This window comes from Isoptericola sp. NPDC060185 (assembly GCF_042728595.1).
GTDB lineage: Bacteria > Actinomycetota > Actinomycetes > Actinomycetales > Cellulomonadaceae > Isoptericola.
Map to the genome: position 1 here is coordinate 43999 of NZ_JBHWYY010000017.1, position 23395 is coordinate 67393.

At 74.8% G+C, this 23395-nt stretch carries 27 protein-coding genes, 3 tRNA genes and 1 pseudogene; 18 read left to right on the plus strand and 13 right to left on the minus strand.

What is annotated here, in order from left to right; translation table 11 throughout:
• Positions 1 to 66 precede the first annotated feature (66 nt).
• The 3 genes from ACFWDO_RS08630 to ACFWDO_RS08640 all read right to left on the minus strand — a co-directional run bounded on the left by ACFWDO_RS08630 (position 67) and on the right by ACFWDO_RS08640 (position 2743).
• On the minus strand, positions 67 to 792 hold the full coding sequence (locus tag ACFWDO_RS08630; RefSeq protein WP_380320542.1) for a lytic polysaccharide monooxygenase: 726 nt from the start codon (positions 790 to 792) through the stop codon (positions 67 to 69).
• A gap of 139 nt (positions 793 to 931) precedes the next feature.
• The gene (locus tag ACFWDO_RS08635; protein ID WP_380320545.1) at positions 932 to 1702 is read right to left on the minus strand and encodes a phosphotransferase; all 771 of its coding nucleotides are present in this window, start codon (positions 1700 to 1702) and stop codon (positions 932 to 934) included.
• A gap of 33 nt (positions 1703 to 1735) precedes the next feature.
• Positions 1736 to 2743, minus strand: coding sequence for a DMT family transporter (locus ACFWDO_RS08640; protein WP_380320548.1), 1008 nt, complete (start codon positions 2741 to 2743; stop codon positions 1736 to 1738).
• A gap of 39 nt (positions 2744 to 2782) precedes the next feature.
• Here ACFWDO_RS08640 and ACFWDO_RS08645 point away from each other — a divergent pair, with 39 nt between their 5' ends.
• Positions 2783 to 3316 (plus strand): CGNR zinc finger domain-containing protein, encoded by a 534-nt coding sequence (locus tag ACFWDO_RS08645; protein WP_380320551.1) that lies wholly within the window; start codon positions 2783 to 2785, stop codon positions 3314 to 3316.
• Positions 3317 to 3424: 108 nt separating this feature from the next.
• Entirely contained in the window at positions 3425 to 3877 is a 453-nt protein-coding gene (locus ACFWDO_RS08650) for a peptidoglycan-binding protein (RefSeq protein WP_380320554.1), read from the plus strand.
• A 9-nt stretch (positions 3878 to 3886) separates the two neighbouring features.
• On the opposite strand, the gene ACFWDO_RS08655 is transcribed toward ACFWDO_RS08650, so the two are convergent.
• The gene (locus ACFWDO_RS08655; RefSeq protein WP_380320557.1) at positions 3887 to 4849 is read right to left on the minus strand and encodes a 3-methyladenine DNA glycosylase; all 963 of its coding nucleotides are present in this window, start codon (positions 4847 to 4849) and stop codon (positions 3887 to 3889) included.
• Positions 4850 to 4904: 55 nt separating this feature from the next.
• On the opposite strand from ACFWDO_RS08655, the gene ACFWDO_RS08660 reads away from it, so the two are divergent.
• Positions 4905 to 5774, plus strand: coding sequence for a PhzF family phenazine biosynthesis protein (locus ACFWDO_RS08660; protein WP_380320560.1), 870 nt, complete (start codon positions 4905 to 4907; stop codon positions 5772 to 5774).
• Between the two features lie 10 nt (positions 5775 to 5784).
• Here the strand turns inward: ACFWDO_RS08660 and ACFWDO_RS08665 are convergent, their stop codons facing one another.
• The 3 genes from ACFWDO_RS08665 to ACFWDO_RS08675 are packed head-to-tail and all read right to left on the minus strand — an operon-like array spanning position 5785 to position 7066.
• Positions 5785 to 5985, minus strand: a complete 201-nt coding sequence (locus ACFWDO_RS08665; protein ID WP_380320563.1) for a hypothetical protein — start codon at positions 5983 to 5985, stop codon at positions 5785 to 5787.
• A complete protein-coding gene (locus ACFWDO_RS08670; RefSeq protein WP_380320566.1) occupies positions 5982 to 6467 on the minus strand; it encodes a hypothetical protein in 486 nt (161 codons plus the stop codon). The genes ACFWDO_RS08665 and ACFWDO_RS08670 overlap by 4 nt, the downstream gene beginning before the upstream one ends.
• A complete protein-coding gene (locus tag ACFWDO_RS08675) occupies positions 6464 to 7066 on the minus strand; it encodes a TetR/AcrR family transcriptional regulator (RefSeq protein WP_380320569.1) in 603 nt (200 codons plus the stop codon). The genes ACFWDO_RS08670 and ACFWDO_RS08675 overlap by 4 nt, the downstream gene beginning before the upstream one ends.
• A 115-nt stretch (positions 7067 to 7181) precedes the next feature.
• Between ACFWDO_RS08675 and ACFWDO_RS08680 the strand changes: the two genes are divergently transcribed.
• Positions 7182 to 8228 carry a phosphodiester glycosidase family protein gene (locus ACFWDO_RS08680; protein WP_380320572.1) on the plus strand — a complete coding sequence of 349 codons (1047 nt, stop codon included), beginning with the start codon at positions 7182 to 7184 and terminating at the stop codon, positions 8226 to 8228.
• Positions 8225 to 9352 carry a glycosyltransferase gene (locus ACFWDO_RS08685; RefSeq protein ID WP_380320575.1) on the plus strand — a complete coding sequence of 376 codons (1128 nt, stop codon included), beginning with the start codon at positions 8225 to 8227 and terminating at the stop codon, positions 9350 to 9352. Before ACFWDO_RS08680 ends, ACFWDO_RS08685 begins: the two co-directional genes overlap by 4 nt.
• 433 nt (positions 9353 to 9785) lie before the next feature.
• Here the strand turns inward: ACFWDO_RS08685 and ACFWDO_RS08690 are convergent.
• Positions 9786 to 10520: pseudogene (locus ACFWDO_RS08690) on the minus strand (heparan-alpha-glucosaminide N-acetyltransferase domain-containing protein); the annotation flags it as partial.
• Here ACFWDO_RS08690 and ACFWDO_RS08695 point away from each other — a divergent pair.
• From ACFWDO_RS08695 to ACFWDO_RS08720, 6 genes are read left to right on the plus strand one after another with little or no spacing between them, the layout of a single operon-like run.
• Complete coding sequence (locus ACFWDO_RS08695; RefSeq protein ID WP_380320578.1) at positions 10519 to 11430, plus strand: class I SAM-dependent methyltransferase; 912 nt, start codon at positions 10519 to 10521, stop codon at positions 11428 to 11430. The pseudogene ACFWDO_RS08690 and the gene ACFWDO_RS08695 sit on opposite strands and share 2 nt — an antisense overlap.
• 28 nt (positions 11431 to 11458) lie before the next feature.
• Complete coding sequence (locus tag ACFWDO_RS08700; protein WP_380320581.1) at positions 11459 to 11713, plus strand: hypothetical protein; 255 nt, start codon at positions 11459 to 11461, stop codon at positions 11711 to 11713.
• Between the two features lie 7 nt (positions 11714 to 11720).
• Entirely contained in the window at positions 11721 to 12101 is a 381-nt protein-coding gene (locus ACFWDO_RS08705) for a type II toxin-antitoxin system VapC family toxin (RefSeq protein ID WP_380320584.1), read from the plus strand.
• Between the two features lie 23 nt (positions 12102 to 12124).
• A complete protein-coding gene (locus tag ACFWDO_RS08710; protein ID WP_380320587.1) occupies positions 12125 to 12907 on the plus strand; it encodes a fumarylacetoacetate hydrolase family protein in 783 nt (260 codons plus the stop codon).
• 1 nt (position 12908) lies between these two features.
• Positions 12909 to 13469, plus strand: a complete 561-nt coding sequence (locus ACFWDO_RS08715) for an NUDIX domain-containing protein (protein WP_380320590.1) — start codon at positions 12909 to 12911, stop codon at positions 13467 to 13469.
• A 49-nt stretch (positions 13470 to 13518) separates the two neighbouring features.
• A complete protein-coding gene (locus ACFWDO_RS08720; protein ID WP_380320593.1) occupies positions 13519 to 14184 on the plus strand; it encodes a nitroreductase in 666 nt (221 codons plus the stop codon).
• An 18-nt stretch (positions 14185 to 14202) separates the two neighbouring features.
• Here ACFWDO_RS08720 and ACFWDO_RS08725 read toward each other — a convergent pair whose 3' ends face one another.
• Positions 14203 to 14940 carry a flavin reductase family protein gene (locus tag ACFWDO_RS08725; protein ID WP_380320596.1) on the minus strand — a complete coding sequence of 246 codons (738 nt, stop codon included), beginning with the start codon at positions 14938 to 14940 and terminating at the stop codon, positions 14203 to 14205.
• A 125-nt stretch (positions 14941 to 15065) separates the two neighbouring features.
• Between ACFWDO_RS08725 and gltX the strand changes: the two genes are divergently transcribed.
• The 3 genes from gltX (at position 15066) to ACFWDO_RS08740 (ending at position 18672) form a co-directional block, all read left to right on the plus strand.
• The gene (gltX, locus tag ACFWDO_RS08730; protein ID WP_380320599.1) at positions 15066 to 16487 is read left to right on the plus strand and encodes a glutamate--tRNA ligase; all 1422 of its coding nucleotides are present in this window, start codon (positions 15066 to 15068) and stop codon (positions 16485 to 16487) included.
• The gene (locus ACFWDO_RS08735; RefSeq protein ID WP_380320602.1) at positions 16484 to 17224 is read left to right on the plus strand and encodes an HAD family hydrolase; all 741 of its coding nucleotides are present in this window, start codon (positions 16484 to 16486) and stop codon (positions 17222 to 17224) included. Before gltX ends, ACFWDO_RS08735 begins: the two co-directional genes overlap by 4 nt.
• Positions 17225 to 17298: 74 nt before the next feature.
• Positions 17299 to 18672, plus strand: coding sequence for a hypothetical protein (locus ACFWDO_RS08740; RefSeq protein ID WP_380320605.1), 1374 nt, complete (start codon positions 17299 to 17301; stop codon positions 18670 to 18672).
• Positions 18673 to 18791: 119 nt separating this feature from the next.
• On the opposite strand, the gene ACFWDO_RS08745 is transcribed toward ACFWDO_RS08740, so the two are convergent.
• Positions 18792 to 19922: a YeiH family protein gene (locus ACFWDO_RS08745; RefSeq protein ID WP_380320608.1), complete on the minus strand. Its 1131-nt coding sequence runs from the start codon at positions 19920 to 19922 to the stop codon at positions 18792 to 18794.
• 69 nt (positions 19923 to 19991) lie between these two features.
• Here ACFWDO_RS08745 and ACFWDO_RS08750 point away from each other — a divergent pair, with 69 nt between their 5' ends.
• Positions 19992 to 20897, plus strand: a complete 906-nt coding sequence (locus tag ACFWDO_RS08750; protein WP_380320611.1) for a LysR substrate-binding domain-containing protein — start codon at positions 19992 to 19994, stop codon at positions 20895 to 20897.
• Here ACFWDO_RS08750 and ACFWDO_RS08755 read toward each other — a convergent pair.
• Positions 20894 to 21703 carry a class I SAM-dependent methyltransferase gene (locus ACFWDO_RS08755; protein ID WP_380320614.1) on the minus strand — a complete coding sequence of 270 codons (810 nt, stop codon included), beginning with the start codon at positions 21701 to 21703 and terminating at the stop codon, positions 20894 to 20896. The genes ACFWDO_RS08750 and ACFWDO_RS08755 overlap by 4 nt on opposite strands.
• 151 nt (positions 21704 to 21854) lie before the next feature.
• On the opposite strand from ACFWDO_RS08755, the gene ACFWDO_RS08760 reads away from it, so the two are divergent.
• The 3 genes from ACFWDO_RS08760 to ACFWDO_RS08770 all read left to right on the plus strand — a co-directional run bounded on the left by ACFWDO_RS08760 (position 21855) and on the right by ACFWDO_RS08770 (position 22211).
• Positions 21855 to 21926, plus strand: a tRNA-Gln gene (locus tag ACFWDO_RS08760).
• A gap of 77 nt (positions 21927 to 22003) precedes the next feature.
• Positions 22004 to 22076 (plus strand) — tRNA-Glu (locus tag ACFWDO_RS08765).
• Positions 22077 to 22138: 62 nt separating this feature from the next.
• Positions 22139 to 22211: transfer RNA gene (locus tag ACFWDO_RS08770), tRNA-Glu, on the plus strand.
• A gap of 90 nt (positions 22212 to 22301) precedes the next feature.
• Here the strand turns inward: ACFWDO_RS08770 and ACFWDO_RS08775 are convergent.
• The gene (locus ACFWDO_RS08775; protein ID WP_380320617.1) at positions 22302 to 23096 is read right to left on the minus strand and encodes a PH domain-containing protein; all 795 of its coding nucleotides are present in this window, start codon (positions 23094 to 23096) and stop codon (positions 22302 to 22304) included.
• 8 nt (positions 23097 to 23104) lie between these two features.
• Positions 23105 to 23395, minus strand: a 291-nt coding sequence (locus ACFWDO_RS08780) for a hypothetical protein (RefSeq protein WP_380346897.1), incomplete at its 5' end; no start/stop codon positions are given.

Here is a 23395-nt window from a genome sequence, read left to right on the forward strand (position 1 = left end):
GTGCTGACCTGTTCCTCGTCCGGCTCGGATGAGGAACAGGTCAGCACGCTCGATGCGGGGGTGGGGTCAGCAGGCGCCGAGGTCGGTCCAGACGCCCCACTGGCTCGCGGACGACGGGGTGTCGCCCTGGGTCCACCACTTGGCCTGGTACGTGCGGCCCTCGTAGGAGACCTTGGCACCGCCGGTGTACGCGCTGGAGGGGTTCCAGGCGGCATCGGTGCAGTCGCCCGGCTCGACGGGCGGGTCGGTCGGGTCGACCGGGGGCTCGGTGGTGCCGCCCTCGCCGACGGTCACGTCGACGCAGGCGTAGAACGCGTTGGCGGTGTCCGCGACGTTCCAACGGGCCAGGATGGTGTGGTTGCCCTGCGGCAGGTTCTCGAGGGTGTGCGTGACGACCGCCTCGGGCTGCTTGCCGTTGTCGTTGAACGTGCGGTGCAGCACGCCGTCGACGAAGTACTCCCAGGTGGAGGTGGAGTGGCGGGCCGTGAGCTTCCACTGCATCGACACGCTGTTGCCGATCTTGGTGCGCGGCCACGGCTTGGAGCTGTCGTCGAGGACGGAGAAGCCGCTGCCGCCCGAGCACTTCATCGAGCCCTTGGGGGCCTCGACGCTCTGGGGCTCGTACTGGACGCCGCCGCAGTCGAAGGACACGGTGCGCGTGGCGCAGTGGTCCTGGCGGCTGGGCGGGCTGGTGACCCAGCCGTGGGCGGAGGCGGCCGGGGCCACCACCACCGGGGCGAGGATGGCGGCGGCGCCGAGCACCGCGGCGAGGAGGGTTGAACGCAGACGCATCGTTGCTCTCCCGTGTTCGTGAGGAAACTGGACAAATTCGCCGCTACGGCGCCCGTCCGTCCCCGCGCATCAGGGGAACTGCGTCATCTGGCCGGGATCCCGCGGCCGCGGGTACGGGGAATCCCGTACCGGCGACCGCTCAGCCGAGGTCCCACAGGTGCCGGTAGAACGCGATCCGCCCCGCGTCGGGCGCGATGCCGTAGGCGTCGAAGAAGGCGGGCTCGTACCCGTCGCCGTAGTTCCACTCCAGGCTGTAGCTCGCCACCGCGAGGTCGGCCCAGCGGTCGGCGACACCGAGGGCGTCGAGGTCGACGTGCGCGGTCCAGGCCCCGCTGTCGTCAAGGAGCGTGTTGGGCGCGCACGGGTCGCCGTGGCACACGACGAGCCGGTCGACGTCGGGCACCGTGCCGACCCGCGCCCGAGCGTCGGGCTCCAGGCGCGCGACGCGGTCGGCGACGCCCCAGGAGAAGGGGCAGCCGGCCACCGGCAACGTCTCGTGCAGGGCCCGCAGCCCGGCGCCGATGGCGCGCGCGGCGGCCTCGGGGCGGGCCAGCCAGTGCGGGTCGACGGCGGAGCGCCCGGGGATGCCGGCCGTCAGCAGCCAGCGGCCGTCGGCGTCCTCGCCGCGGTCGAGCACGCGCGGGACGGGCGTGTACCGCCCCGCCCAGGCGAGGCGCTCGGCCTCGGCGTCGAGGTCGAGCCCGACGACGCCGGCCGGCACCCACTTGACGTAGCGGTCGCCCGTGGCGATGCCGACGGTCCCGGCGGCGCCCGGCGGCGCGAGGCGGAACGTGAGCCCGCCGAGCACGTTGCGCCACACGGGCGTGACGTCGTCGTCGCCCGCGAGCAGACGGACCCGCTCGGGCACGGTGACGGGGTCGGACGGGGTGGCGGCGAGCACGCGGGACATGCCCAGATCGTCACATCTTCGCGCCGCGCCCGGCTACGGCATTCCCGTCGGGTCGACCGTCGGCTGCGGCTCGGCCACGGGCTCGACGGTCGGCGCGGGTCGCCGCGTGGCGGCCTCGCCCTGCTGCACGACGACCACCCCGGCGAGAACGAGCAGCCCGCCGACGAGCTGGACCGGGCGCGGCAGCTCGCCCAGGAGGGCCCAGGCGAAGAAGACGGCGGAGACCACCTCGAGGAGGCCCACGAACGACGCCGGCCGCGCGCCGAGCCGCCGTCCCGCGGCGATGCCCGTGACGTACGCGACGCCCGCGGTCACGACGCCCAGCGCGGCGAGCACGGCCCAGGCGGGGACGACGGCGTCGGCGAGGCGCACCGGCTCGGCCGGGGCGGTCACGGGCAGCACGCCGACGAGGGCGAGCAGCCCGAGCAGCGCAGCACCGACGACCAGGCCACCGGCGGCCAGGCTCAGGGGCGGCAGCCCGGTGTCGGGGCGGGCGCTCATGAGGAAGTAGGCCGAGACGCCGACCATCGCGCCGAGCGCCCACGCGACGCCGACGGGGTCGAGCCGCGCGCCCGTGAGGTCGAGGACGAGCACCAGCCCGGCGGCGGCGAGCGCGAGGCCGGCGAGCGTCGCGCGCCCGGGGCGCTGCCCGTGCCGCAACCACAGCCACGCGACGACGGCCGCGGGGGAGGAGTACTCGATGAGCAGCGCGGGGCCCACCTGCATGTGCTGCACGGCGGCGAAGTAGCAGAACTGGGTGGCCGCGACGCCCACCGCGCCGTACGCCAGCAGCAGGCGCACGTTGCGGCGCACGGCGGACCAGTCGCCGCGCAGCGCGACGACGCCGAACGGCAGCACCACGAGCGCGCCGACGGCGACGCGGACCAGCACGACCGCGCCCGGGCTCCAGCCGGTCGCGAACAGGCCCGCGGCGAGCGGGCCCGAGAGGCTGAAGGTCACGGCGGAGACGACGGCGAGGGCCAGGCCCGCGCCGAGACCGGTGCGCGCCGTCACGCGGGCGTCATGCGTCATGTCGGCCATGGCTCATGACGCTACGGCCGGCCGTTGTAATGTGTCAACATGCCGTTCGCTCATGACACCGTCGCGGAGCTCCGGTCCGCCGTCGCCCTCGTGAACTCCGCGGAGCCGCCCGAGACGCTCGCGACCGTCACCGACCTGGACGCGTTCTTCCGCGAGCACGAGTACACGGGCCGCCACGACCGGACGGCCGAGGAGCTCGCCCAGGTGCGCGCGCTGCGCCCCCGGCTGCGCGAGCTGCTGCTCGCGGACCGGGACACCGCCGCCGCGCTGGTCAACGAGCTGCTCGCGGACGTGCCGGTGCACCCGCGCCTCGTGCGGCACTCGGGGGAGGACTGGCACGTGCACGCCACGGCCGACGACGCCCCGCTCGCCACGCGGATCGTCGTCGAGACGGCGATGGCGATGGTCGACGTCGTGCGCGAGGACGAGCACTCCCGGTTGGCCGTCTGCGCCGACGAGGACTGCCAGGGGCTGGTGCTCGACCTGTCCCGCAACCGCTCGCGCCGGTACTGCTCCACGGCGTGCACCAACCGCAACGCGCAGGCCGCGCTACGTGCACGCCGGTCCGGCTGACGGGGCGGCTGACGTATCTGCCGGTCGCGCCACCGCTCCCTCCCCGCGAGGGCGCCAGGCTCCCGCAGGGCGGCGACCGCCCGGCCCGGCCCCAGCGAGGAGGCGGCGATGTCCGTCACGACCGACCGCGCGCTCGACCCCTGGCCCGTCGTCCGGCCCGGCGACCGGTTCCACCCCGTCGGGACGCTGCAGCACCTGCTCAACGAGCACGGTCACGACCTCGCGGTCGACGAGGTGTTCGGGCCGCGCACCGAGGCCGCCGTCCGCGCGGCGCAGGGCGACTTCGGCCTGGAGGTGGATGGCGTCGTCGGCCCCAAGACCTGGGGCGCGATCGTGGTCACCGTCAAGCGCGGCAGCCGTGGCCACGCCGTGCGCGGCGCGCAGGCCGAGCTCGACACCCGTATCGCGTTCGCCCTCGCCGTCGACGGCGTGTTCGGCGCGAAGACGGAGGCCGCGGTCCGCGAGTTCCAGAAGGCCCTCTCGGGGTTCGGTGTCCTCGTCGACGGCGTCGTCGGCCCCGTCACCTGGCGGGCGATGGTCAGCGGGATGGTCTCCGACTGACCCCACCGGTCACGCGGCGCCGTCGGCCCGATCGTCCGCGTCCAGCCCCAGGACCGCGTCGCAGACCTCGACCAGCCGGGCGCGCAGCGCCTGGCCGCGCTCGGCGAAGCCGCGCTGGCGGCGGACGTACTCGGCCTTGCCCTCGGGCGTCTCGATCGCCACGGCCTCGACGCCGTACGACGAGACGTCGTAGGGGGCGGCGGCCATGTCCGTGTACCGGATGTCGCGGGCGAGCTCGAACGCGTCGAGCAGCAGGTCGCCGGGCGCCGCGGGGCCGAGCTTCAGCGCCCACTTGTAGAGGTCCATCCCGGCGTGCAGGCAGCCCGGCTGCTCCATGGCGGGCTGGCGTTCGCGGGTGGGGCGCAGCTGGTTGCGGCCCGCGGCCTCGGGCGTGAAGAACCGGTAGGCGTCGAAGTGCGAGCAGCCGATGCGGTGCGACTCGACGACCGCGTCCGTGCCGTCGTGGCCCAGCCGCAGCGGCAGCGGGTGGCGGTGGTCGCGGCCGGCGGCGCGGTCGCGGTAGACCATCGCCCACTCGTGCAGGCCGAAGCAGCCGAACGTGCCCGGCCGTCCGGCCGTCGCGGACACGAGGGCGCGCACGTACCGGACGGTGTCGCCGCGGTCGGCGACGAAGGCCGCGGCGTCCAGCGTGGCGCCGGTTCTCGACGGCCCCGTGCCGCCGCCCGGCAGGGTGACCTCGCGGTACCAGCGCCACCCGGCGTGCTCGACGGCGCGCGCGAGCACGACGCCGGGCCCGGGGTGCCACCGGCGCAGGTGGCTGACGCGCGTGGGGTAGTAGGTGAAGAGGAAGTCCTCGATCGCGTGCGGCTCGCCGCGGTCGTGGGCGGCCCGCCACACCGCCGTCAGGGCGTCCGCGCGGTCGGCGTGCGCCACGGCTCGCGGCTCCCACGCGTCGGGGTGCAGGACGGCGCCGGCGGGGGTCGCCGGGTCGTCGAGGGTCGTCGCGCGCACCCCACCAGGGTACGAGCGCGGCGAGCACGCCCGGCCCCGGACTAGCGTGTGACACGTGCCGCACACCCACGGATTCCGCCAGGTCGACGTCTTCGCCACGGGCCCGCTCACGGGCAACCCGCTCGCCGTCGTGCACGACGCCGACGACCTCAGCGACGCCCAGATGGCCGCGTTCGCCCGCTGGACGAACCTGTCCGAGACCACATTCCTGCTGCGTCCGGCCGACCCTGGCGCCGACTACCGCGTGCGGATCTGGACGCCGGGCGGCGAGCTGCCGTTCGCCGGCCACCCCACGCTGGGCTCCGCGCACGCGTGGCTCGAGGCGGGAGGCGCGCCGCGCTCCGCGGACCGCGTGGTCCAGGAGTGCGGCGTCGGGCTGGTGACGGTGCGGCGCGACAGCGACGGCGACGGGGGAGCCGACGCCGGGCGGCTCGCGTTCGCGGCCCCGCCGCTGCGGCGCTCGGGCCCGGTCGCACCGGAGGACCTCGCGCGGATCGCGCGGGCGCTGCGCGTCGCGGTGGCCGACGTCGACGACGCGGCCTGGGTGGACAACGGACCCGGCTGGGTGGCCGCGCGCCTGCGGGACGCCGCCGCGGTGCTCGCCGTCGACCCGGACGCCGCGTCGTTCGGCGACCTCAAGATCGGCGTGGTCGGGCCCTACGCACCGGGGGAGTCGGATGCGGCGGTCGAGGTCCGGGCGCTCTTCGGGGAGAACGGCAGCCTCGTCGAGGACCCGGTGACCGGCAGCCTCAACGCCGGGCTCGGTCAGTGGCTCGCGGGGGACTTCCTGCCCGCCTCGTACGTGGCGTCGCAGGGCACCGCCCTCGGGCGCCGTGGCCGGGTGCACGTGCGCCGCGATGCCGACGGCGAGGTGTGGGTCGGGGGCGCCGCGGTCACGACGATCGGGGGCACGGTCACGCTGTAGCGCCGGCGTGCTAGCGGCGGCGCTTGAACCACCGCACGTAGGCGACGCGCTCGACCAGCGCGAAGACGATCACCGTGATCACGGCGGGGGTCCCTGTGATGCCGGCCGCCGTCAGCAGGGCGATGAGGGCGATCTCGAGGCCGACGAGCACCGCCACCGCCACGGCGGTCTGCGTGCGCGCCGGCGCGGCAGTGGCAGGGCGGCGGCTCACGCGGCCCGCCCCGCCCGCTCGCCGCGCGGGAAGGCGGCGCGCGTGGCCCGCTGCCACAGCAGCACCGCGACGACGGCGACGAGCACGCCGAGCACGGCCTGCTCGGCCTTCATCCAGCCCGGGTAGCCGTCGTCGGGCGCCGCGACCAGGAGGACGACGCCGATCGGCGCGAGCGTCGCGACGAGGCGCATCCGCACGTACGCGGCGCGGCTGCCGCGCGCGAGCGCGCCGGCGTATCGCGCGAAGGCGAAGCAGGCGACCGTGATCACGACACCGCGCAACCACATCACCCAGTTGGCCTCGGCGGGTGCGACGACACTCAGGACGGCCGTGACGACGAGCGCCACGAGCGAGACGACGCCCGCGGCAGCCCAGAGCCGTCGCACCGTCAGGACGGTGCGGTCGAGCGGTGCCCCGCCCGGCGGGTTCCCGTCGCGGTCCGTGGTGGTGGCCGGCGTGGTGGTCGGTGGCGTGGGGGTCACGGGGTGGTCCTTCCGGCTGCGGTGGCGCGCGCGTAGAGCGCGACGATCTGGTCGATCTCGTGGGTGTCGACGGCGCGCCCGGGGGCGCAGCGCGACGCGAACTCGTCGATCGTGGCCCGCACGGAGCGCGCCATGACCTCCGGGTCGAACGCGCCGAGCTCGCCGGCGTGCTGCCCCTGCGAGAACAGCAGGGCCAGCAGCATCACCGAGGTGTCGGCGCCCTCCCGGACGCCCGGCCGGGCGCCGTGCCGCACGATCTCCACGACCGCGACGGCGGCGAGCGGGTTCCGGGCGAGGAACTCGAGGTTCGAGCGGATGTACCCGGCGAGCTTGTCGGGGTAGGTGGTCGCGGCCTCGAGCGCTGGGCGAATGACCTCGGCGGAGTCGGCCACGACCTGTGCGACGACGGCGCTCATCAGCGCCTCCTTCGTCCGGAAGTGGTACGAGATCAGCCGCGTGCTGCTGAGCTGCGCGTGCTCCCGGATCCGGGCGAACGTCGCACCGGCGTAGCCCTCCTCGGCCAGGACCGAGATCGTGGCCGAGAGGATCTGCCGACGGCGTGCGTGGGTCGGCGCATACGTCCGACCGTCAGGAACCATAGCATGCATCTTATCCGGCTGAATAATTTCGTTCGTCCAGCCGACGTCCAGCGCTCCCGGGCGGCCCGCAGCGTGCGCCGACGGCCGTCGCAGGTCGCTCACCTTCCATGGCTGCATGACCCTTCCCAGCGATCCGCCCCAGCCCACCGATCCGCCCGAGCCCACCGAGCCCACCGGCAGTGCCCGCCGCCGCCGACGACCCCGCCGTGCCGTCGTCCTCGCCGCCGTCCTGGCCGTGCTGCTGCCGGTCGGCGGCGTCACCGCATGGGCGGCCAACCGCTACCTCGTCGAGCACGTCCAGATCGACGACGTCTCCGCGTACGAGGCGGCGCAGTCGTCCGCGTCCTCCTCGTCGACGTCGTCCTCGTCCCCGGGTGACGACTCCGGCGACGGCGACCCCGGCGACGACGGCACGGTCACCGCGGACGGATACACCTCCGACGACACGTCCGTCTCGCTGGACACGGTCACGCAGGGCAGTGGCGACGACACCGTCACGTACTACGTGGCCCACGTCGCGCTCGACGACGCCACGCAGCTGCGCTCGGCGTTCGCGCAGGACAAGTTCGGCACCAACATCACGGAGCGCACCAGCGACATCGCCGAGGACAACGACGCGATCCTCGCCGTCAACGGCGACTACTACGGCTTCCGCGACACCGGCATCGTCATCCGCAACGGCGTCGTCTACCGCGACGAGGGCGCGCGCCAGGGCCTCGCCCTCTACGCCGACGGCCGCGTCGAGGTGTACGACGAGACCGCCACCACGGCGGACGAGCTCGTCGCCGACGGCGTGTGGAACACGCTGTCGTTCGGGCCGGCGGTCGTGGAGGACGGGAAGACGGTCGACGGCATCGAGGACGTCGAGGTCGACACGAACGTGGGCAACCACTCGATCCAGGGCGAGCAGCCGCGCACCGCGATCGGGGTGGACGCGGACGGGAACCTCGTCATCGTGGTCGTCGACGGCCGCGACCCCGGCTACAGCCGCGGGGTCACCATGACCGGGCTGGCGCAGATCATGATCGACCAGGGCGCCGTCACGGCGTACAACCTGGACGGCGGCGGCTCGTCCACGCTGTGGTTCGACGGCGAGGTCGTGAACCGGCCGTCGAACGGCGGCGAGCGCGGCACCTCCGACATCCTCTACGTGGCGCGATGACCGGCATCCCGGGCAGGCCGGCGCCCCTCGTCGTCGTCCCCGCCTACCGGCCCGACGGCGCCCTGCCGGCGCTCGTGCGGGGCCTCGCCGCCCAGGGCCTGCCCGACGTCCTCGTCGTCGACGACGGCTCCGGCCCCGCGCACACCACCGTCTTCGAGGAGGTCGCCGCGCTCGGCGCCCAGGTGCTGCGCCACGACCGCAACCGGGGCAAGGGGGTCGCCCTGCGGACGGCGTTCGCGCACGCCCGCGAGCGCCACCCCGGCCGCGACGTCGTCACCGCGGACGCGGACGGGCAGCACACGCCCGCGAGCGTGCGCGCCGTCGCGGACCGGCTGGTCGCCGGGGGAGCGGACGTCGTCGTGGGGGAGCGGGACCTCACGGGCGCGGGCGTCCCGTTGCGCAGCCGCGTGGGCAACGCGCTCAGCGGCGCCGCAGTGCGCACGGCGACGGGCCTGCCGGTGCGCGACAGCCAGACGGGCCTGCGCGGCGTCGCCGCAGGGACGCTCCCGTGGCTGCTCGACGTGCCCGGCGACCGCTACGAGTACGAGCTGCGCGTGCTGCTGGAGGCGTCGGCCCGCGGGGCGGTGGTCGCGGGGGTGCCGGTGGAGACGGTCTACGTCGACCACAACGCGTCGTCCCACTTCCGGCCGGTGCGCGACTCGGCGGTCGTGATGGCGCCCCTGCTCGCGTTCGCCGCGTCGGGGCTGCTGGCCTTCGGCGTCGACGCGGCGGGGCTCCTCGCGCTGCAGGCGGCCACGGGGAGCCTGGCGCTCGCGGTCGTGGGCGCCCGGGTGCTCAGCGCCGGCGTCAACTACGGGGTGAACCGGGCGTTCGTCTTCGGGCGGGCGCGGCGGGGCCCGGTGCGCGGGTCGGCGGCCCGGTACGCCGCGCTGGCCCTGCTCCTGCTCGCCGCGAGCTATGGCCTGCTCGACGCGTTGCACGGCACGCTCGGCGTGCCGCTGCTGGCGGCGAAGGTGCTCACGGACGCGGCGCTGTTCGTGGCGAGCTGGACGGTGCAGCGGCAGGTGGTGTTCCCGCCGTCCGGTCCGCGACCCGGCCCACCAGTCGCTCCAGCGGCCCGCGGCCGAGCAGGAACCGCCACGCCGTCGCCGCGACGAGCGTGACCACGACCAGGACGGTCAGGGGCCCGTTGGTGGTCGACTCGAGCAGGTCCCAGTGCCAGATGGCGACGATCTGGAGCGTGTAGACGGTGAGCGCCATCGACCCGACGGCGGCCAGCGGCGCCAGCACCCATCGGCCGATCCGCCCGACGTACAGGCACAGGCCGACGAGGGCGACGGCGAACCCGCCCGAGGCGAGCACCTCGATCGTCGTGTCGTCGTGCGGGCCGTCGAGGAACAGCCCCGCCACCGGCGGCCACGTGTCGCGCCACCCGAACGGCATCGTGTCGACGGACCGGTACGCCAGGCCCAGGCCGCGCACCGCCTCCTCGCCGCCCGCGGCCCCGACGACCGCGCGCGACACCAGGGTGAACGCGCCCCACGCGGCCAGCCCGCCCAGCACCAGGCCGCGGCGCAGCCGCGGGGAGCGCAGGTCGCAGCGGCCGATCGCCATCCCGGCGAGCACGTACGCCATCCAGACGACGCCGGGGTACATGCCGGTGACCAGGAAGTCGGTGACCGCCCCGGAACCGTCGCGGGGCGGGCGCAGCCCCGCCCGGACGATCGCCTCCGGCCCCCAGTACGCCAGCACCGGACCGACGAGGGCGACGACGGCGGCGAGCGCCGCGAGCCGCGGCGGCCGCCAGCGCAGGAACGGCAGCGCGAGCACGAAGAAGCAGGCGTAGAAGCCGAGGATGAGCGCGACGCGGGTGCCGAGGATGTCCAGCAGGGCGGCGACGGCGAGCAGCAGCGCGGCCCGCACGAACAGCCGGAGCCGGGCCCGGCGCAGGGGGTCGCCGTCGAGCGGCCGCGGGCCGCCGGAGACGATCGCGACCGAGATCCCGGCGACCACGGCGAACAGGACCGAGGAGTGGCCGTGGGACAGGTCGAGCAGCCACCAGGCCGGGCCGGCGTCCGGGGTGGTCACGCCCACGTGGGCCGTGAACATGCCGAGCACGGCGATCCCGCGGGCGACGTCGACCCCCGGGACGCGCCCGGGGCCGCCCGCCAGCCGGCGCAGCCCCGCGTCCAGCCCCGCGCGGAGCGGGGAGGCCGGCGCACCGGTGGCCACGGTCATGGCGCGATGATCCCACCGCGCGTGGTGCGCGGCGTCCCGGAGCGTGAGAACGCAAGGGCTTGCGGGCCGCGCGGTCACTACGGTAGGGACCATGAGCGACCTGCGCACGGAGCCCACACCCGAGGGCACCCCCGAACCTGCCGGTGCCGACCTCAACGACGCGATCGAGGCCCCGAGCACCCATCACACCGTGCCCAGCAAGGAGTCGGAGTCGTACACGCACGGCCACCACGAGTCCGTGCTGCGCTCCCACCGGAGCCGCACCGCGCAGAACTCGGCCGGCTTCCTGGTGCCGCACCTGCGTGACGACATGTCCCTGCTGGACGTCGGCTGCGGCCCGGGCACGGTGACCGCGGACTTCGCCCGCCTCCTCGCCGGCGGCGAGGTCGTCGGCGTCGACGCGAGCCCGCACGTCCTCGAGGCCGCGCGCGAGCACGCCGAGGCGCTCGGCTACGCCAACGTGCGCTTCGAGCAGGCGAACGCCTACGAGCTGCCCTTCGCGGACGACTCGTTCGACGTCGTGTACGCGCACCAGCTGCTGCAGCACCTGTCGGACCCGGTCGCGGCGCTGCGCGAGATGAAGCGCGTGGCGAAGCCGGGCGGCCTCGTGGCGGTGCGCGACGCCGACTACGCGGGCATGGCCTGGTACCCCGAGACCCCGGGCCTGACGGAGTGGAACGAGCTGTACCACGAGGTCACGCACGCGTACGGCTTCGAGCCGGACGCGGGCCGCCGCCTCATGTCGTGGGTGCAGGAGGCCGGGCTGGACGGCATCGTCCCGTCCGCGTCGTCCTGGTGCTACGCCACCCCCACCGACCGGCAGTGGTGGGGCGAGCTGTGGGCCGAGCGGTGCGTGGAGTCGAACTTCGCGATCCAGGCCAAGGAGTCCGGCCTCGCCGACGACGTCGCGCTCGAGCAGATCGCGCAGGACTGGCAGGCGTGGGCACAGGCGCCCGACGGCTGGTTCGCCATCCTGCACGGCGAGGTCCTGGCCCGGGCCTGACGTGACGGGCCTGATGTAGGCTTACATCATGAGCCATCGGACGCAGATCACCCTCGAGGACGCGCAGTACGCGCGCCTCCTCGCGGAGTCGCGGGCGTCCGGGCTCGGGCTCGCGGAGCTGGTGCGGCGGGCGGTGGACCGCGTCTATGGCGGTGCGGACGCCGACGAGTTCCTGCGGGCGCTCGACGAGAGCTTCGGTGCGTGGGACGGTGCCGACGTCGACGGCGCCGCGTACGTCGAAGCGGCCCGTCCGGCGCGCTCCGACCGGCTCGCCGAGTGGTGACGCCGGCGTGACCGTCCTCGTCGACACGTCGGTCTTCGTCGACCACCTGCGCGGCCGGGTCGAGGCGCGCGACGCGCTCGCCGCGGTGCGCCGGGAGGGCCACCAGGTGGTGGCGTCCGTGCTGACGCGGGCGGAGCTGCTGGGCGGCATGCGCTCGCCCGAGAAGGGGCGCACGCGGGCGCTGTTCCTGGCGGTCGGCTGGATCGACGTCGACCGCGAGATCGCCGACCGCGCCGGGGAGCTGGCCCGGTCGTACCGGCGCTCGCACTCCGGGATCGACCTGGTGGACTACGTGATCGCGGCGACGGCCGAGCTGTCCGGGGCGGCTCTGCTGACCCGCAACGTGAAGCACTTCCCGATGATCGACGGACTGGTCGCCCCCTACTGACCCGCCCCGCGTAACCTGGGCGCGTGCGCATCGCGAGATTCACCACCGGAGACGACCCCCGCTTCGCCCTCGTCCAGCAGGAGGGCGACCGCACGTACCTCGCCGTCCTCGGCGGCGACCCGATCTACATGCCGGCGATGCCGACGGGGGAGCGGATCGAGCTGGGCGACGGCGTCCGGCTGCTGGCCCCGGTCATCCCGCGGTCCAAGGTCGTGGCGGTGGGCAAGAACTACGCCGACCACGCGAAGGAGATGGGCGGCGAGGTCCCCGCGTCGCCGCTGCTGTTCTTCAAGCCGAACACCGCCGTCGTCGGCCCCGACGACCCGGTCGTGCTGCCGGAGTTCACGCGCGAGGTCAGCTACGAGGCCGAGCTCGCCGTCGTCATCTCGAAGGTGTGCAAGGACGTCGAGCCGGAGAACGTGCGCTCCTACGTGCTCGGCTACACCGTCGCGAACGACGTCACCGCACGGGACGCGCAGCGCACCGACGGGCAGTGGGCGCGGGCCAAGGGCTTCGACACGTCGTGCCCGCTGGGCCCGTGGATCGACACCGACCTGAACCCCGAGGACGTCGCCGTGCGCTCGCGCGTGAACGGCGAGCCCAAGCAGGACGGCCGCACCTCGGACATGGTCTTCGACGTGCCGTTCCTCGTGTCGTACATCAGCAAGGCGATGACCCTGCTGCCCGGCGACGTGATCCTCACGGGCACGCCCGCCGGCGTGGGCCGCATCGACCACGGCGACCGCGTGGAGTGCGAGGTCGAGGGCATCGGCGTCCTCGCCAACCCCGTCTTCCGGCGCGACTGAGGTGCCCGCGATCGCCGGCCTGCACGCCGACGCCCGCGAGGTGCTGCGGACCATGCCCGTGGTCGACGACGGGCAGCGCGCGCTGCGCGACCGCTTCGTGGCGCACCTCGACGCCCACGTGGACGGCGTGCTGCGCACCTGCCGCCCGGACCACGTCACGGCGTCCACGGTGGTGCTGTCGCCCGACGCCTCGCGCGTGCTGCTGACCCTGCACGCCAAGGCGGGGCGCTGGTTCCAGCTCGGCGGGCACGTCGAGCCCGGCGACGCGACGCTTCTCGCCGCGGCGCGTCGCGAGGCGTCCGAGGAGTCCGGGCTGGACGTCGACCTCGACCCCGTGCCCGTGCACCTCGACGAGCACGCCGTGCCGTTCTGCGGGCCCGATGGCGACGCCCACCACCTCGACGTGCGCTTCGTCGCCGTCGCGCCGCAGGGTGCGCGGCACGCCGTGAGCGACGAGTCGCTCGACGTGCGGTGGTGGCCCGTCGACGACCTGCCGAACCCGGACCTCACGACGATGGTCGGGCTCGCGGTGGCGCGGGTGCGGAAGTCCGACCCGCGCTGACCGCGCGGGCACCCCTGCCGTCCCTCCGGGACTGAGAGGACGACGACGCGTGGACGTGTACGAGGCCGTGGACAGCCGCCGGGCGGTGCGGGCCTTCAGCCCGGAGCCGGTGCCCCGCGAGGTGCTCGACCGCGTGCTGACCGCGGCCACCCGCGCGCCGTCGAGCGGCAACCTCCAGCCGTGGCACGTGTACGTCGTGACCGGGGAGCCCCTCGCCGAGCTGAAGCGGCGCGCGACCGCCCGGGCCCTCGCGGGCGACCCGGGTGACGAGCGGGAGTACCCGATGTACCCGGACGGGCTGGCCGCCCCGTATGCGGACCGCTTCGCCGCCGCGGCCGCCCAGCGCTACGAGGCCCTCGGCATCGACCGCGACGACCCGGACCGGCCCCGCAAGATCGCCACCCTGAACTCGGGGGCCTTCGGCGCCCCGGCGGTGCTGTTCTGCTACCTCGACCGGTCGATGGGGCCGGGGCAGTGGGCGGACGCGGGGATGTACCTGCAGACCGTCATGCTGCTGATGCGCGCGGAGGGGGTGCACAGCTGCCCCCAGGTGATGTGGACCATGTACCGCCGCACCGTCGGCGAGGTCGTCGGGGCCGACGACGGGCACGTGCTGCTCTGCGGCGTGTCCGTGGGGTACGAGCAGGACGGCGTGCCCCGGCTGCGGACGGGGCGCGCCGACCTGCGCGAGACGGTGAGCTTCGTCGGGGCGTGAGTGTCTGTCGGCCGCGGGTCAGGCCGGAGCGGACGTCCGCGGCTCGCGGTAGCGGTCCTCGTCGATCCCCGCCAGACGCGACGGGTGCACCTGGCCACCCAGGCCGTAGAACCGCTGGAAGCTCATGACGAGCGGGCGCCACCGGTCCGGGTCGATCCGGTCGGCGTGGCCCGCGAGCCGGATCGCGGGGTCGACCCAGACGCGCGTCACCTCCACCTCGACGGCGAGCTGCCGGGCGGCGTCCTCCCTCTCCTGCCCCACGTCCGCGGGGCCGCCGAGCGGGTGGACGCGTCGCACCACGGCCTCCAGGTGCACCCGGCACTCGGCCACGCGCTGCGGGCGCACCGTCGCGGACTCCAACGGCGTCAGCCCGGCCACGGCGAACTTGTCGGGCTCGTACACGTAACCCGCGCGGGCCTTCCAGGGCGAGACGTCGGCCCGCCCGGTCGTGAGGGCCAGCCGGTCCACATGCTCGACGACGTCCGGCGACGCCAGGTTCAGCACCACCTCCGGGTGCCGGCGCAGGTTGCGGGCCGTCTGGCTGCGCGCGCCGATACCGAGCACCGCGCTGCGGCCCAGCCAGAAGACCGACGACATCGGCATGAGGTTGGTGGAGCCGTCCTCGTTGGTCGAGCTCAGCAGCACGACGAGCGTGCCGAAGTACAGGATCGCGGGGTCGACGACGACGTGCTCGGTCGCGGCGGGCTCGGTGGTCTCGGTGGTCTCGGTGGTCTCCGTGGTCGCGGTGCTGGTCATGGGCACGACGCTAGGTCGGGCGCCCGCCGTCGTCCGGCGGGAATCGGACGTCGCGTGAGGCCTCCGCGCGGCGGCCGGCCGGGCGGCGATGCCGCCCGGCGGCGGGGGACAACTACGCTGGTCCCGTGATCCCCGCTGCAGGCTCCTCCGACGTCCGTGTCCGCTTCGCCCCGTCCCCGACGGGCATGTTCCACGTGGGCGGCGCCCGCTCGGCGCTGTTCAACTGGGCGGTCGCCAAGCGGCAGGGCGGCATCTTCGTGCTGCGCGTCGAGGACACCGACGCCGCGCGCAACAAGCCGGAGTGGGTGGACGGCATCCTGAATGCCCTCGCGGCGCTCGGCATGCACGCCGAGGACCCGACGTTCGAGGGTCCGTACTTCCAGTCGCAGAACGTGGAGAAGCACCGCGCGGCGTCCGCCCGCCTGTACGAGGCCGGCCGCGCCTACTACTGCGACTGCACCCGCGACGACGTCGCGGCCCGCACGGGCAACCCGCACTCCGGCTACGACGGCCACTGCCGCGACCGCGGCCTGGCGTACGAGCCCGGGCGCGCGCTGCGCTTCCGCACCCCCGACGAGGGCGAGACGCCCGTCGTCGACCTCATCCGCGGCAACCCCACGTTCCCGAACTCGGCCATGGAGGACTTCGTCGTCGCGCGCGGCGACGGCTCGCCCGTCTTCCTGCTCGCGAACGTCGTCGACGACATGGACGAGGGCATCACCCACGTCATCCGCGGCGAGGAGCACCTGCCGAACACGCCCAAGCAGCAGCTGCTGTGGGAGGCGCTCGGCGCGCAGCCGCCCACGTGGGCGCACCTGCCGGTCATCGTCAACGAGAAGCGGCAGAAGCTCTCCAAGCGCCGCGACAAGGTCGCCCTCGAGGACTACCTCGCCGAGGGCTACCTGCCCGACGCGATGGTCAACTACCTCATGCTGCTCGGGTGGGCGCCCGGCAACGACGAGGAGATCCTGCCGTTCGACGAGCTCGTCGAGCGCTTCCGTATCGAGGACGTCAACAGCGGGTCCGCGTTCTTCGACGTCAAGAAGCTGCTGTCGTTCAACGGCGAGTACATCCGCGCGCTGTCCGTCGAGGACTTCATCACCGCCGTCGACCCGTGGCTGCACGCCCCGAAGGCGCCCTGGACCGAGGAGCAGTACGACGCCGCGGCCTTCGCCGAGGTCGCGCCGCTCGCGCAGTCGCGCGTCGCGCTGCTCGCCGACATCACCGACAACGTCGACTTCCTCTTCCTCGACGAGCCGGTGGACGACGAGCGCTCCTGGGCCAAGGCCATGAAGGAGGGCGCCGCCGCGCTCCTCGCGGACGCCCGCGCGGCGCTCGCGGACCTCGCCACCTGGGAGGCTGAGCCGCTCAAGGAGCTGATCACCGCGGTGGGCGAGAAGCACGGGCTCAAGCTGGGCAAGGCGCAGGCGCCGGTGCGCGTCGCCGTCACGGGCCGCACCGTCGGGCTGCCGCTGTTCGAGTCGCTCGAGGTGCTCGGTCGGGAGCGGACGCTGGCCCGCGTCGATGCCGCGCTGGCGAAGCTGTGACCGCGCGCGTCGACGGGGTCCTGCTCGACGTCGACGACACGCTCGTCGACACCAAGGGCGCGTTCGCGAAGGCGCTCACGGCGGTGGCCGTCGAGCACCTGCCGCACGTCCCGGTCGACCGGTACCCGGACCTGCTGGCGCACTGGCGCTCCGACCCGGGCGGGCACTACAAGGCGTACACGCGGGGCGAGACCGACGCGCTGACGCAGCGTCGCCTGCGCGCCGACCTGCTGCACCGCACGTTCGGCGGCGAGCCCGTCACGGAGCACACCTTCGCCGACTGGGACGCGCTGTTCTGGGGCACGTTCGAGCGGTCGTGGGCGGCGTTCGACGACTCCGCGGCCGCCCTGGACGCGCTGCGCGACGCGGGCGTCAGGGTCGGCGTGGTGACCAACGCCGCGACCGAGCTGCAGGAGCGCAAGCTCGCCGCGTCCGGGCTCGCGGACGTGCCCGTGCTCGTCGGCGTGGACACGCTCGGCTACGGCAAGCCGCACCCCGACGTGTTCGTCGAGGGCGCCCGCCGCCTGGGCACCGACGTCGCGCGCACCGCGTACGTCGGCGACGAGCCCACCACCGACGCCCGCGCCGCTTACGACGCCGGCCTCCTCGGCGTGTGGCTCGACCGCCCCGGCGCCCGCCGCGACGACGAGCACCACGTGGACGCCGACGCCCTGCGCGCCGACGGCATCGTCGTGCTGCCCGGCCTCGCCGGGCTGGTGGACGCCCTCGGCCTCTGACGGGGGTTTCATCCTTCCCGGGGACGCCCGGCCGTGCCTAGCGTGGGACGTCGGTCCGACGAGGAGGTCAGGCCATGGGCGCACACGCGTTCCGGGGCGGGATCGGGGGCGCGCGGGCGCTCGCCGGGATGGCGGCGGCGGGTGCGCTGGCCGTCGCCGTCGTCGCGACCGCACCACCGGCGACCGCGGCGGTCGTGGACCGCGGCACCTACTCCGACACCTACGCCTACGAGTACGGCGACTGCGGCTACCCGGTGCAGGTGGAAGGCGAGCGGTCCGGCCGGTACTCGGTGCGCGAGGGCGGCCCGCGTGACGACCCGACCCTGCTGTTCGGCGACGTCTACTCCTACTCCGAGGTGCACACGCGCACGGACACGGGGGAGCAGTTCGTCGTGCGGGGTCACGGGACCACCCGTGACGTGGCGGCGACACGGACGGACGACGGGCTGGTCCGGGTCCGGAGCCTCGACGCCGGCCAGCCCTTCGTCGTCGCCACCACGGACGGGCGGGTCGTGGCGCGCGACCGGGGCGCGATCCGCTCCACGTACGTGCTCGACGCCGATGGGCAGTTCGTCGAGCTGCTGGACCAGCGGGTCGCGGGGCCCCACCCGGGCTTCGACTCGGGGATCTGCCGAGCGGCGGGCGAGCTGGTCGGCACCGGTTCGGGGGAGCGCCTGACGGCCCGGCCGGCGGGCACGACGGCGTCGCCGCTCGGCTACCAGGAATACCTGCCGCCCGGGTACGGGGACGAGCCGCGGCCGCTGCTCGTGGCGCTGCACGGCTTCGACGAGGGCGGCGACGGCTCGGCCGCCGCGCTGCCGAACCTCCTCGCGACGGGCGTCCCGTGGCTGATCGACGTCGACGGCTGGCCGGCCGACCGGCCGTTCGTCGTCCTCGCGCCGCAGCACGACTTCCCCGCGGACGACCCCGCCTACGCCGCCTGTGGCGAGGGGCCGTGGTTCGGGTCGTGCGCCGCCAGGGTCCAGCACGACCTGGGGCACCCGGCGGGCACCTCCCCGTGCACCACCCCGGCCGAGGTGCGCGGCTTCCTCGAGTACGCCCTGGACGCCTACGACGTGGACCCGAGCCGTGTCTTCCTCACCGGCCTGAGCTGCGGCGGCGTGGGGCTCTGGGAGTACCTGGCGCAGGGCGACGGGCCAGCCGTGCGCGGCGCGGTCCCGATCGCGACGGACGGCAGGCCGTCGTGGGACGCGGCGGGCTGCGACCTCGCGGGCACCGCGACCTGGGTGTTCCACGGCGACGCCGACGACGTGATGGACCCGCTCGGCGCGACGCAGACCGTGGCGCACCTGCAGGGGTGCCCGTCCCCGCCGGCACGGGAGTCTCGGCTGACGGTGTACCCCGGCGTGGACCACGACTCCTGGTCGCGCACCTACGACCTCACTGCCGGCAACGACATCTACGCCTGGATGCTCGGCCTGCCCTGACCACCGAGTTGTCAGGACCAGGTGGACAAAGACCTGCACGAGGCCCTGACAGCTCGCTGGGCAGTACGAGTTGTCAGGACCACGGGGCCAGGAACCTGGTCCTGGCCCTGACAACTCGCTCAGGGGGTGAGCAGCAGGACGGCGGAGAGGCCGACCCCGCTGACGACGACGGCGCCCGCCGCGCCGAGCACGAGGGGCCGGCGGGCGGTGCGCGCCAGGCGCGGCACGTCCACGCCGGTGCCGAGGGCGAACATCGCGGCGACGAACAGGATCGTCGTGAGCTGCTGGGCGGTGTCGGTGACGACGTCGGGCAGCAGGCCGGTGCTGCGGACCAGCACCGCGGCCAGGAAGCCGAGCACGAAGCCGGGCACCAGCGGGGCGCGCCGGCCCGCCGGCACGTCGGCCTGCGCCTGCGTGAGCGCGGTCCGGCGCCCGCGCACGGCCCCGACGCCGGCGACCAGAGGCGCGAGCAGCACGACGCGCGCCAGCTTGGTGACGGTGGCGGTGGCCAGCGCCGCGGCCGAGACGGTCCCCGCGGCGGCGACCACCTGGGCCACCTCCTGCACGCTGGCGCCGATCCAGAGCCCCGCCTGGTGGTCCGTGAGGCCCAGCGCGCCCGCCAGCGCCGGCAGGGCGAAGATCGCGATCGTCCCGTAGACGGTGACCAGGGCGAGGGCGGCGGCGACGTCGTCGCGCAGCCGGGCCTGCCCGGCGGGGTCCGCGCCCGGGTCGCGCTCGAGCACGCTCGTCATCGCGGAGACGGCGGCGGCGCCGCAGATCGAAAACCCGGTGGCCACCAGCAGCGCGGTGGCGCGCGGGACGCGCAGGAGCCGGCCGAGGCCGAGGATCGCGGCGAACGTGCACGTCACGGTGACGACCACGACGGCGATGCCCCGCCAGCCCAGCGCGAGCACGTCCGGGATCGACAGCTGCAGGCCGAGCAGCACCACGCCGGCCCGCAGCACCGTGCGCGCTGTCCAGTCCGTGCCCGGGCCCGTGCGCTCGACGAACCGTGCCGCTCGACCCGCCCGCGGCACCACGCGGCCGAGCACGGAGCCGACAACCGCGCCCACCAGGAGGGCGAGCACCAGCGGGGACACCGCGCCGCCCGTCACGGGGGCGAGGAGCCGGCTGACGCCGAGCAGGACGGCGGTGGCGACGGCGGCGAGCGCGAGGCCCGGCGTCAGGCGGGCGAACCGGGCCGAGGTCGGGGTCCCGGAGCGGGGCGGGGTGGTGAGGGCGGTGGGCACGTGACCAGGCTCGCGACCCGCGGGGCACGGCGGAAGCGCCAGGTCCCGATCGATCCATAGACTGACGCTATGGCAGAACGTCCTCCGCTAGCCGCCCTCGAGCTGCTGGTCGCCCTCGACGCGCACGGGTCGATCAGCGCGGCCGCCCGCGCGGCCGGGGTCTCGCAGCCGACGGCGTCCGCCGGCCTGCACCGGCTCGAGCGCCGGCTCGGCCTCGAGCTCCTCGCTCGCGGCCCGCGCGGCACCGCGCTCACCCAGGCCGGGCACCGCGTGGCGGGCGCGGCGCGCGACGTCGTGGCCGCCGTCGACCGCTTCGAGGCCGCAGCCGCGGCGCTGCGGTCCGCGCCGGTGGCCGGGCTGCGCGTCGCGGCGAGCCTGACGATCGCCGAGTACCTCGCGCCGCGCTGGCTGGCCGCGTTCGCGCGGGCCGAGCGGGAGCACGGCGCGACGCCCGAGGTGGAGCTCGTCGTGCGCAACTCCCGCGAGGTCATGGAGCTCGTGCTCGACGAGGGCGCGGAGATCGGCTTCGTGGAGAGCCCGACGGTGCGGCGTGGTCTGCGGTCGCGCACGGTGGCGCACGACGAGCTCGTCGCCGTCGTCGCGCCCGGTCACCCCTGGGCGCGACGACGGTCCGTCGACCCGGACCTGCTGGTGACGGGCCGCCTGGTGCTGCGGGAGGCCGGCTCCGGCACCCGCGACGTGCTGGAGGACGCGCTCGGCCAGGCCGGGGTGCGGCTGCCGGCGCAGGTCACCGCGCTGGGGTCCACCTCGGCGGTGAAGGCGGCGGTGCGGCACGGCGAGGGGGTCACGGTGCTCTCCGCCCTCACCGTCGCCGACGAGGTCGCCGGCGGCCACCTCGCGACGGTGCCGATCTCCCGGCTCGACCTCTCGCGCCGGCTGCGGGTCGTGTGGCGCGACGGCGCGACGCTCTCCGCCCCCGCCCGGCGACTCGCGGCGGTGGCGGGGGCGCGCTAGCGCCTGGTCGCCCGGTAGGCGTGCGTGACGTACGGCAGCTCGATCTCGGCGCGGCCGGCCAGCGCGGGGTGCGTGGCGACCAGCGCGTCGACCTCGGCCAGGCGGGCCGCCCGCTCGTCGTCGGGCAGCGTCAGCAGGTAGCTGCGCGTCCCGGCGAGCATGCGCAGCGCCCCGGCGGGGACCCGGTCGGCCCAGCGGAAGGTGCCGGCCTCGACGGGGGTGAACCGGTCGCCGAGCCCCGTCAGGGCGCCGTTCCCCGCCGCGGGCTCCAGGAGGTCGCCGCGGTGCAGGATCTCGCCGAACCGGGCGACCCAGTCGACCTCGGCGTCCCGGTCGTTCCAGGCGACGCCGAGAGTGCCGCCGGGGCGCAGGACGCGGGCGATCTCCGCCGCGGCGGCCTCGGCGTCGAACCAGTGCCACGCCTGCCCGACGAGGACGGCATCGACCGACGCGTCGTCCAGCGGCACGGCCTCGGCGGTGCCCTGCCGGGTCGTGACGCGCGGCAGGCGCGCGGACAGCTCGGACAGCATCGAGGGGGAGAGGTCCACGGCGACCAGCTCCGCGCCGGGGCCGGCGACGTCGGCGGCGACCGCGGTGAGCTTGCCCGTGCCCGCGGCGAGGTCCAGCACGCGCCGCGGGCGGGCGGGCAGCATCCACGCGACGGCCTCGCGCGGGTACGAGGGCCTGACCTGCGCGTACACGTCGGCGTCCCGCTCGAAGGACGCGGCGCGGTCGGCCTGCGCCTGGGGGTCGGCGACGCGGACGGCGTCGGTAGGGGCGGCCGGCGAGGGCGTGGGGGAGGTCATGGGGCGAGCCTTCCATGGCGGGCGGCCCGGGTGACGTACGGCACCCCGCGCGCGTTTTGGACGACGGTCCGGGATCCGGTAATGTTCTCTGACGTTGGGCCTGACGCGGTCGCTCCGACGATGTCGGAATTGCCGAGAAGGTCGGACCCATTGGGGTATGGTGTAATTGGCAGCACTAGAGATTCTGATTCTCTCAGTCTAGGTTCGAGTCCTGGTACCCCAGCGCTACTCCCTCCGGTCGCTTTCAGCGGTGCGGGGGGTGTGCACGGCACGGAGTCCTTCGGGACGTCCGAGTCATAGGCCCCCATCGTCTAGCGGCCTAGGACGCCGCCCTCTCACGGCGGTAACGCGGGTTCAAATCCCGCTGGGGGTACGCAGGTCGACCGTCGCCGGTCGATCGCCAGGTCAGCGCCTCGCGGCGCGGACCAGTTCCAGGCCCCCATCGTCTAGCGGCCTAGGACGCCGCCCTCTCACGGCGGTAACGCGGGTTCAAATCCCGCTGGGGGTACAGAGCACGAGGCCCGGTCCGTCAGGACCGGGCCTTCGTCGTTCCCGGACGGGTCCTGCCGCGGCCCGCGCCCCGTGACGTGTGATCGGGTCAGAGGAAGGGCTCCGGCACGCTGCCGCCGTCGCTGGTCGGGTGCTCGTGCCGCGCCCCGGTGGGCGTCCAGTTGACGGGGTGCGCGCCGGGGCTGGGCTGCGCCTCCGGGGGGCGCGGCGCCGGGGCGGCGGGCTGCACGGCGATCGGCTGCGTCGTCGGTCGTGGGCCCTCGGGGTCCGGGCGGCCCGGGACGATCGTCGGCCTGCCGGGGGTGCGGCCACCGGAGCCACCTCCGCCCGAGGGCGCATCGTCATCGTCGTCGTGCGACCGGCCGGGGGTGAAGAGCGTGTCGCACAGGGTGCGGTACGTGGCGTCCGGGTGCGGGACGTGGTTGATGGTGCGCAGGGCCTGGTCCTGGCCGGCGGACTCCATGTCGAAGCGCCCGTACCCGAGGACCTGGCCCAGCGGGCTGCGCGAATAGCCCATGTCCGTGACCTTCTTCAGCGGCATCATCGCCACCTTGTGCACCACGAGCCCGTACAGCAGCAGGAGTCGCTTGTCGGTCGCGACGAACCACTCGTAGCGCCACTCGAGGCACTTCCACGCGAGGTGGCTCGCGACCAGGAGCCAGGCGAGCCACAGCCACTGCGCGGTGGGGCGCACGTCGAGCGGCGTGGACATGACGATCGCGCCGACCAGGAGGAACACGCCGACGGTCAGCGCGATGGGGCGCAGGAGGACGGCCCAGTGCCGCCGGGTCGCGACGATGACGTGCTCGCGCGGGAGCACGTACCGGCGCAGGTGCCCGTGCGCGCGGATGGCGTCGCGCTGCCGGGGCTCCTCGGTGACCACGGGCCGGCTCAGGACGCGATGGTGGAGAAGAACTGCACGAAGCTGGAGATCGTGTTGGCGATGAAGTCCCAGATCGACGTGACGATGTTGCCGGCTCGGTCCGGGTCGTTCACGATCGCGAAGATCAGGAAGATCACCACGATCCAGATCAGCAGGGTCTTGGCCTTCGCGGGCATCAGGTCCTCACGCCTCTCGGGTCTCGGGGCAGAGTTGCCCCACCAGCCTGGAGCGTACTGACCTGGGCCGGGGCCCGACAGCACCGGGCCCGGCGCGCCGCGTCGGTACGCGGCGGCCGGGCC

Coding starts and splice junctions, on each gene's coding strand:
- ACFWDO_RS08695 (WP_380320578.1), top strand. CDS start 10,519: ATGAGCGACCTGCGCACGGAGCCCACACCCGAGGGCACCCCCGAACCT.
- ACFWDO_RS08685 (WP_380320575.1), top strand. CDS start 8,225: ATGACCGGCATCCCGGGCAGGCCGGCGCCCCTCGTCGTCGTCCCCGCC.
- ACFWDO_RS08700 (WP_380320581.1), top strand. CDS start 11,459: ATGAGCCATCGGACGCAGATCACCCTCGAGGACGCGCAGTACGCGCGC.
- ACFWDO_RS08635 (WP_380320545.1), bottom strand. CDS start 1,702: ATGTCCCGCGTGCTCGCCGCCACCCCGTCCGACCCCGTCACCGTGCCC.
- ACFWDO_RS08640 (WP_380320548.1), bottom strand. CDS start 2,743: ATGGCCGACATGACGCATGACGCCCGCGTGACGGCGCGCACCGGTCTC.
- ACFWDO_RS08650 (WP_380320554.1), top strand. CDS start 3,425: ATGTCCGTCACGACCGACCGCGCGCTCGACCCCTGGCCCGTCGTCCGG.
- ACFWDO_RS08725 (WP_380320596.1), bottom strand. CDS start 14,940: ATGACCAGCACCGCGACCACGGAGACCACCGAGACCACCGAGACCACC.
- ACFWDO_RS08740 (WP_380320605.1), top strand. CDS start 17,299: ATGGGCGCACACGCGTTCCGGGGCGGGATCGGGGGCGCGCGGGCGCTC.
- ACFWDO_RS08680 (WP_380320572.1), top strand. CDS start 7,182: ATGACCCTTCCCAGCGATCCGCCCCAGCCCACCGATCCGCCCGAGCCC.
- ACFWDO_RS08750 (WP_380320611.1), top strand. CDS start 19,992: ATGGCAGAACGTCCTCCGCTAGCCGCCCTCGAGCTGCTGGTCGCCCTC.
- ACFWDO_RS08755 (WP_380320614.1), bottom strand. CDS start 21,703: ATGACCTCCCCCACGCCCTCGCCGGCCGCCCCTACCGACGCCGTCCGC.
- ACFWDO_RS08630 (WP_380320542.1), bottom strand. CDS start 792: ATGCGTCTGCGTTCAACCCTCCTCGCCGCGGTGCTCGGCGCCGCCGCC.
- ACFWDO_RS08675 (WP_380320569.1), bottom strand. CDS start 7,066: ATGGTTCCTGACGGTCGGACGTATGCGCCGACCCACGCACGCCGTCGG.
- ACFWDO_RS08645 (WP_380320551.1), top strand. CDS start 2,783: ATGCCGTTCGCTCATGACACCGTCGCGGAGCTCCGGTCCGCCGTCGCC.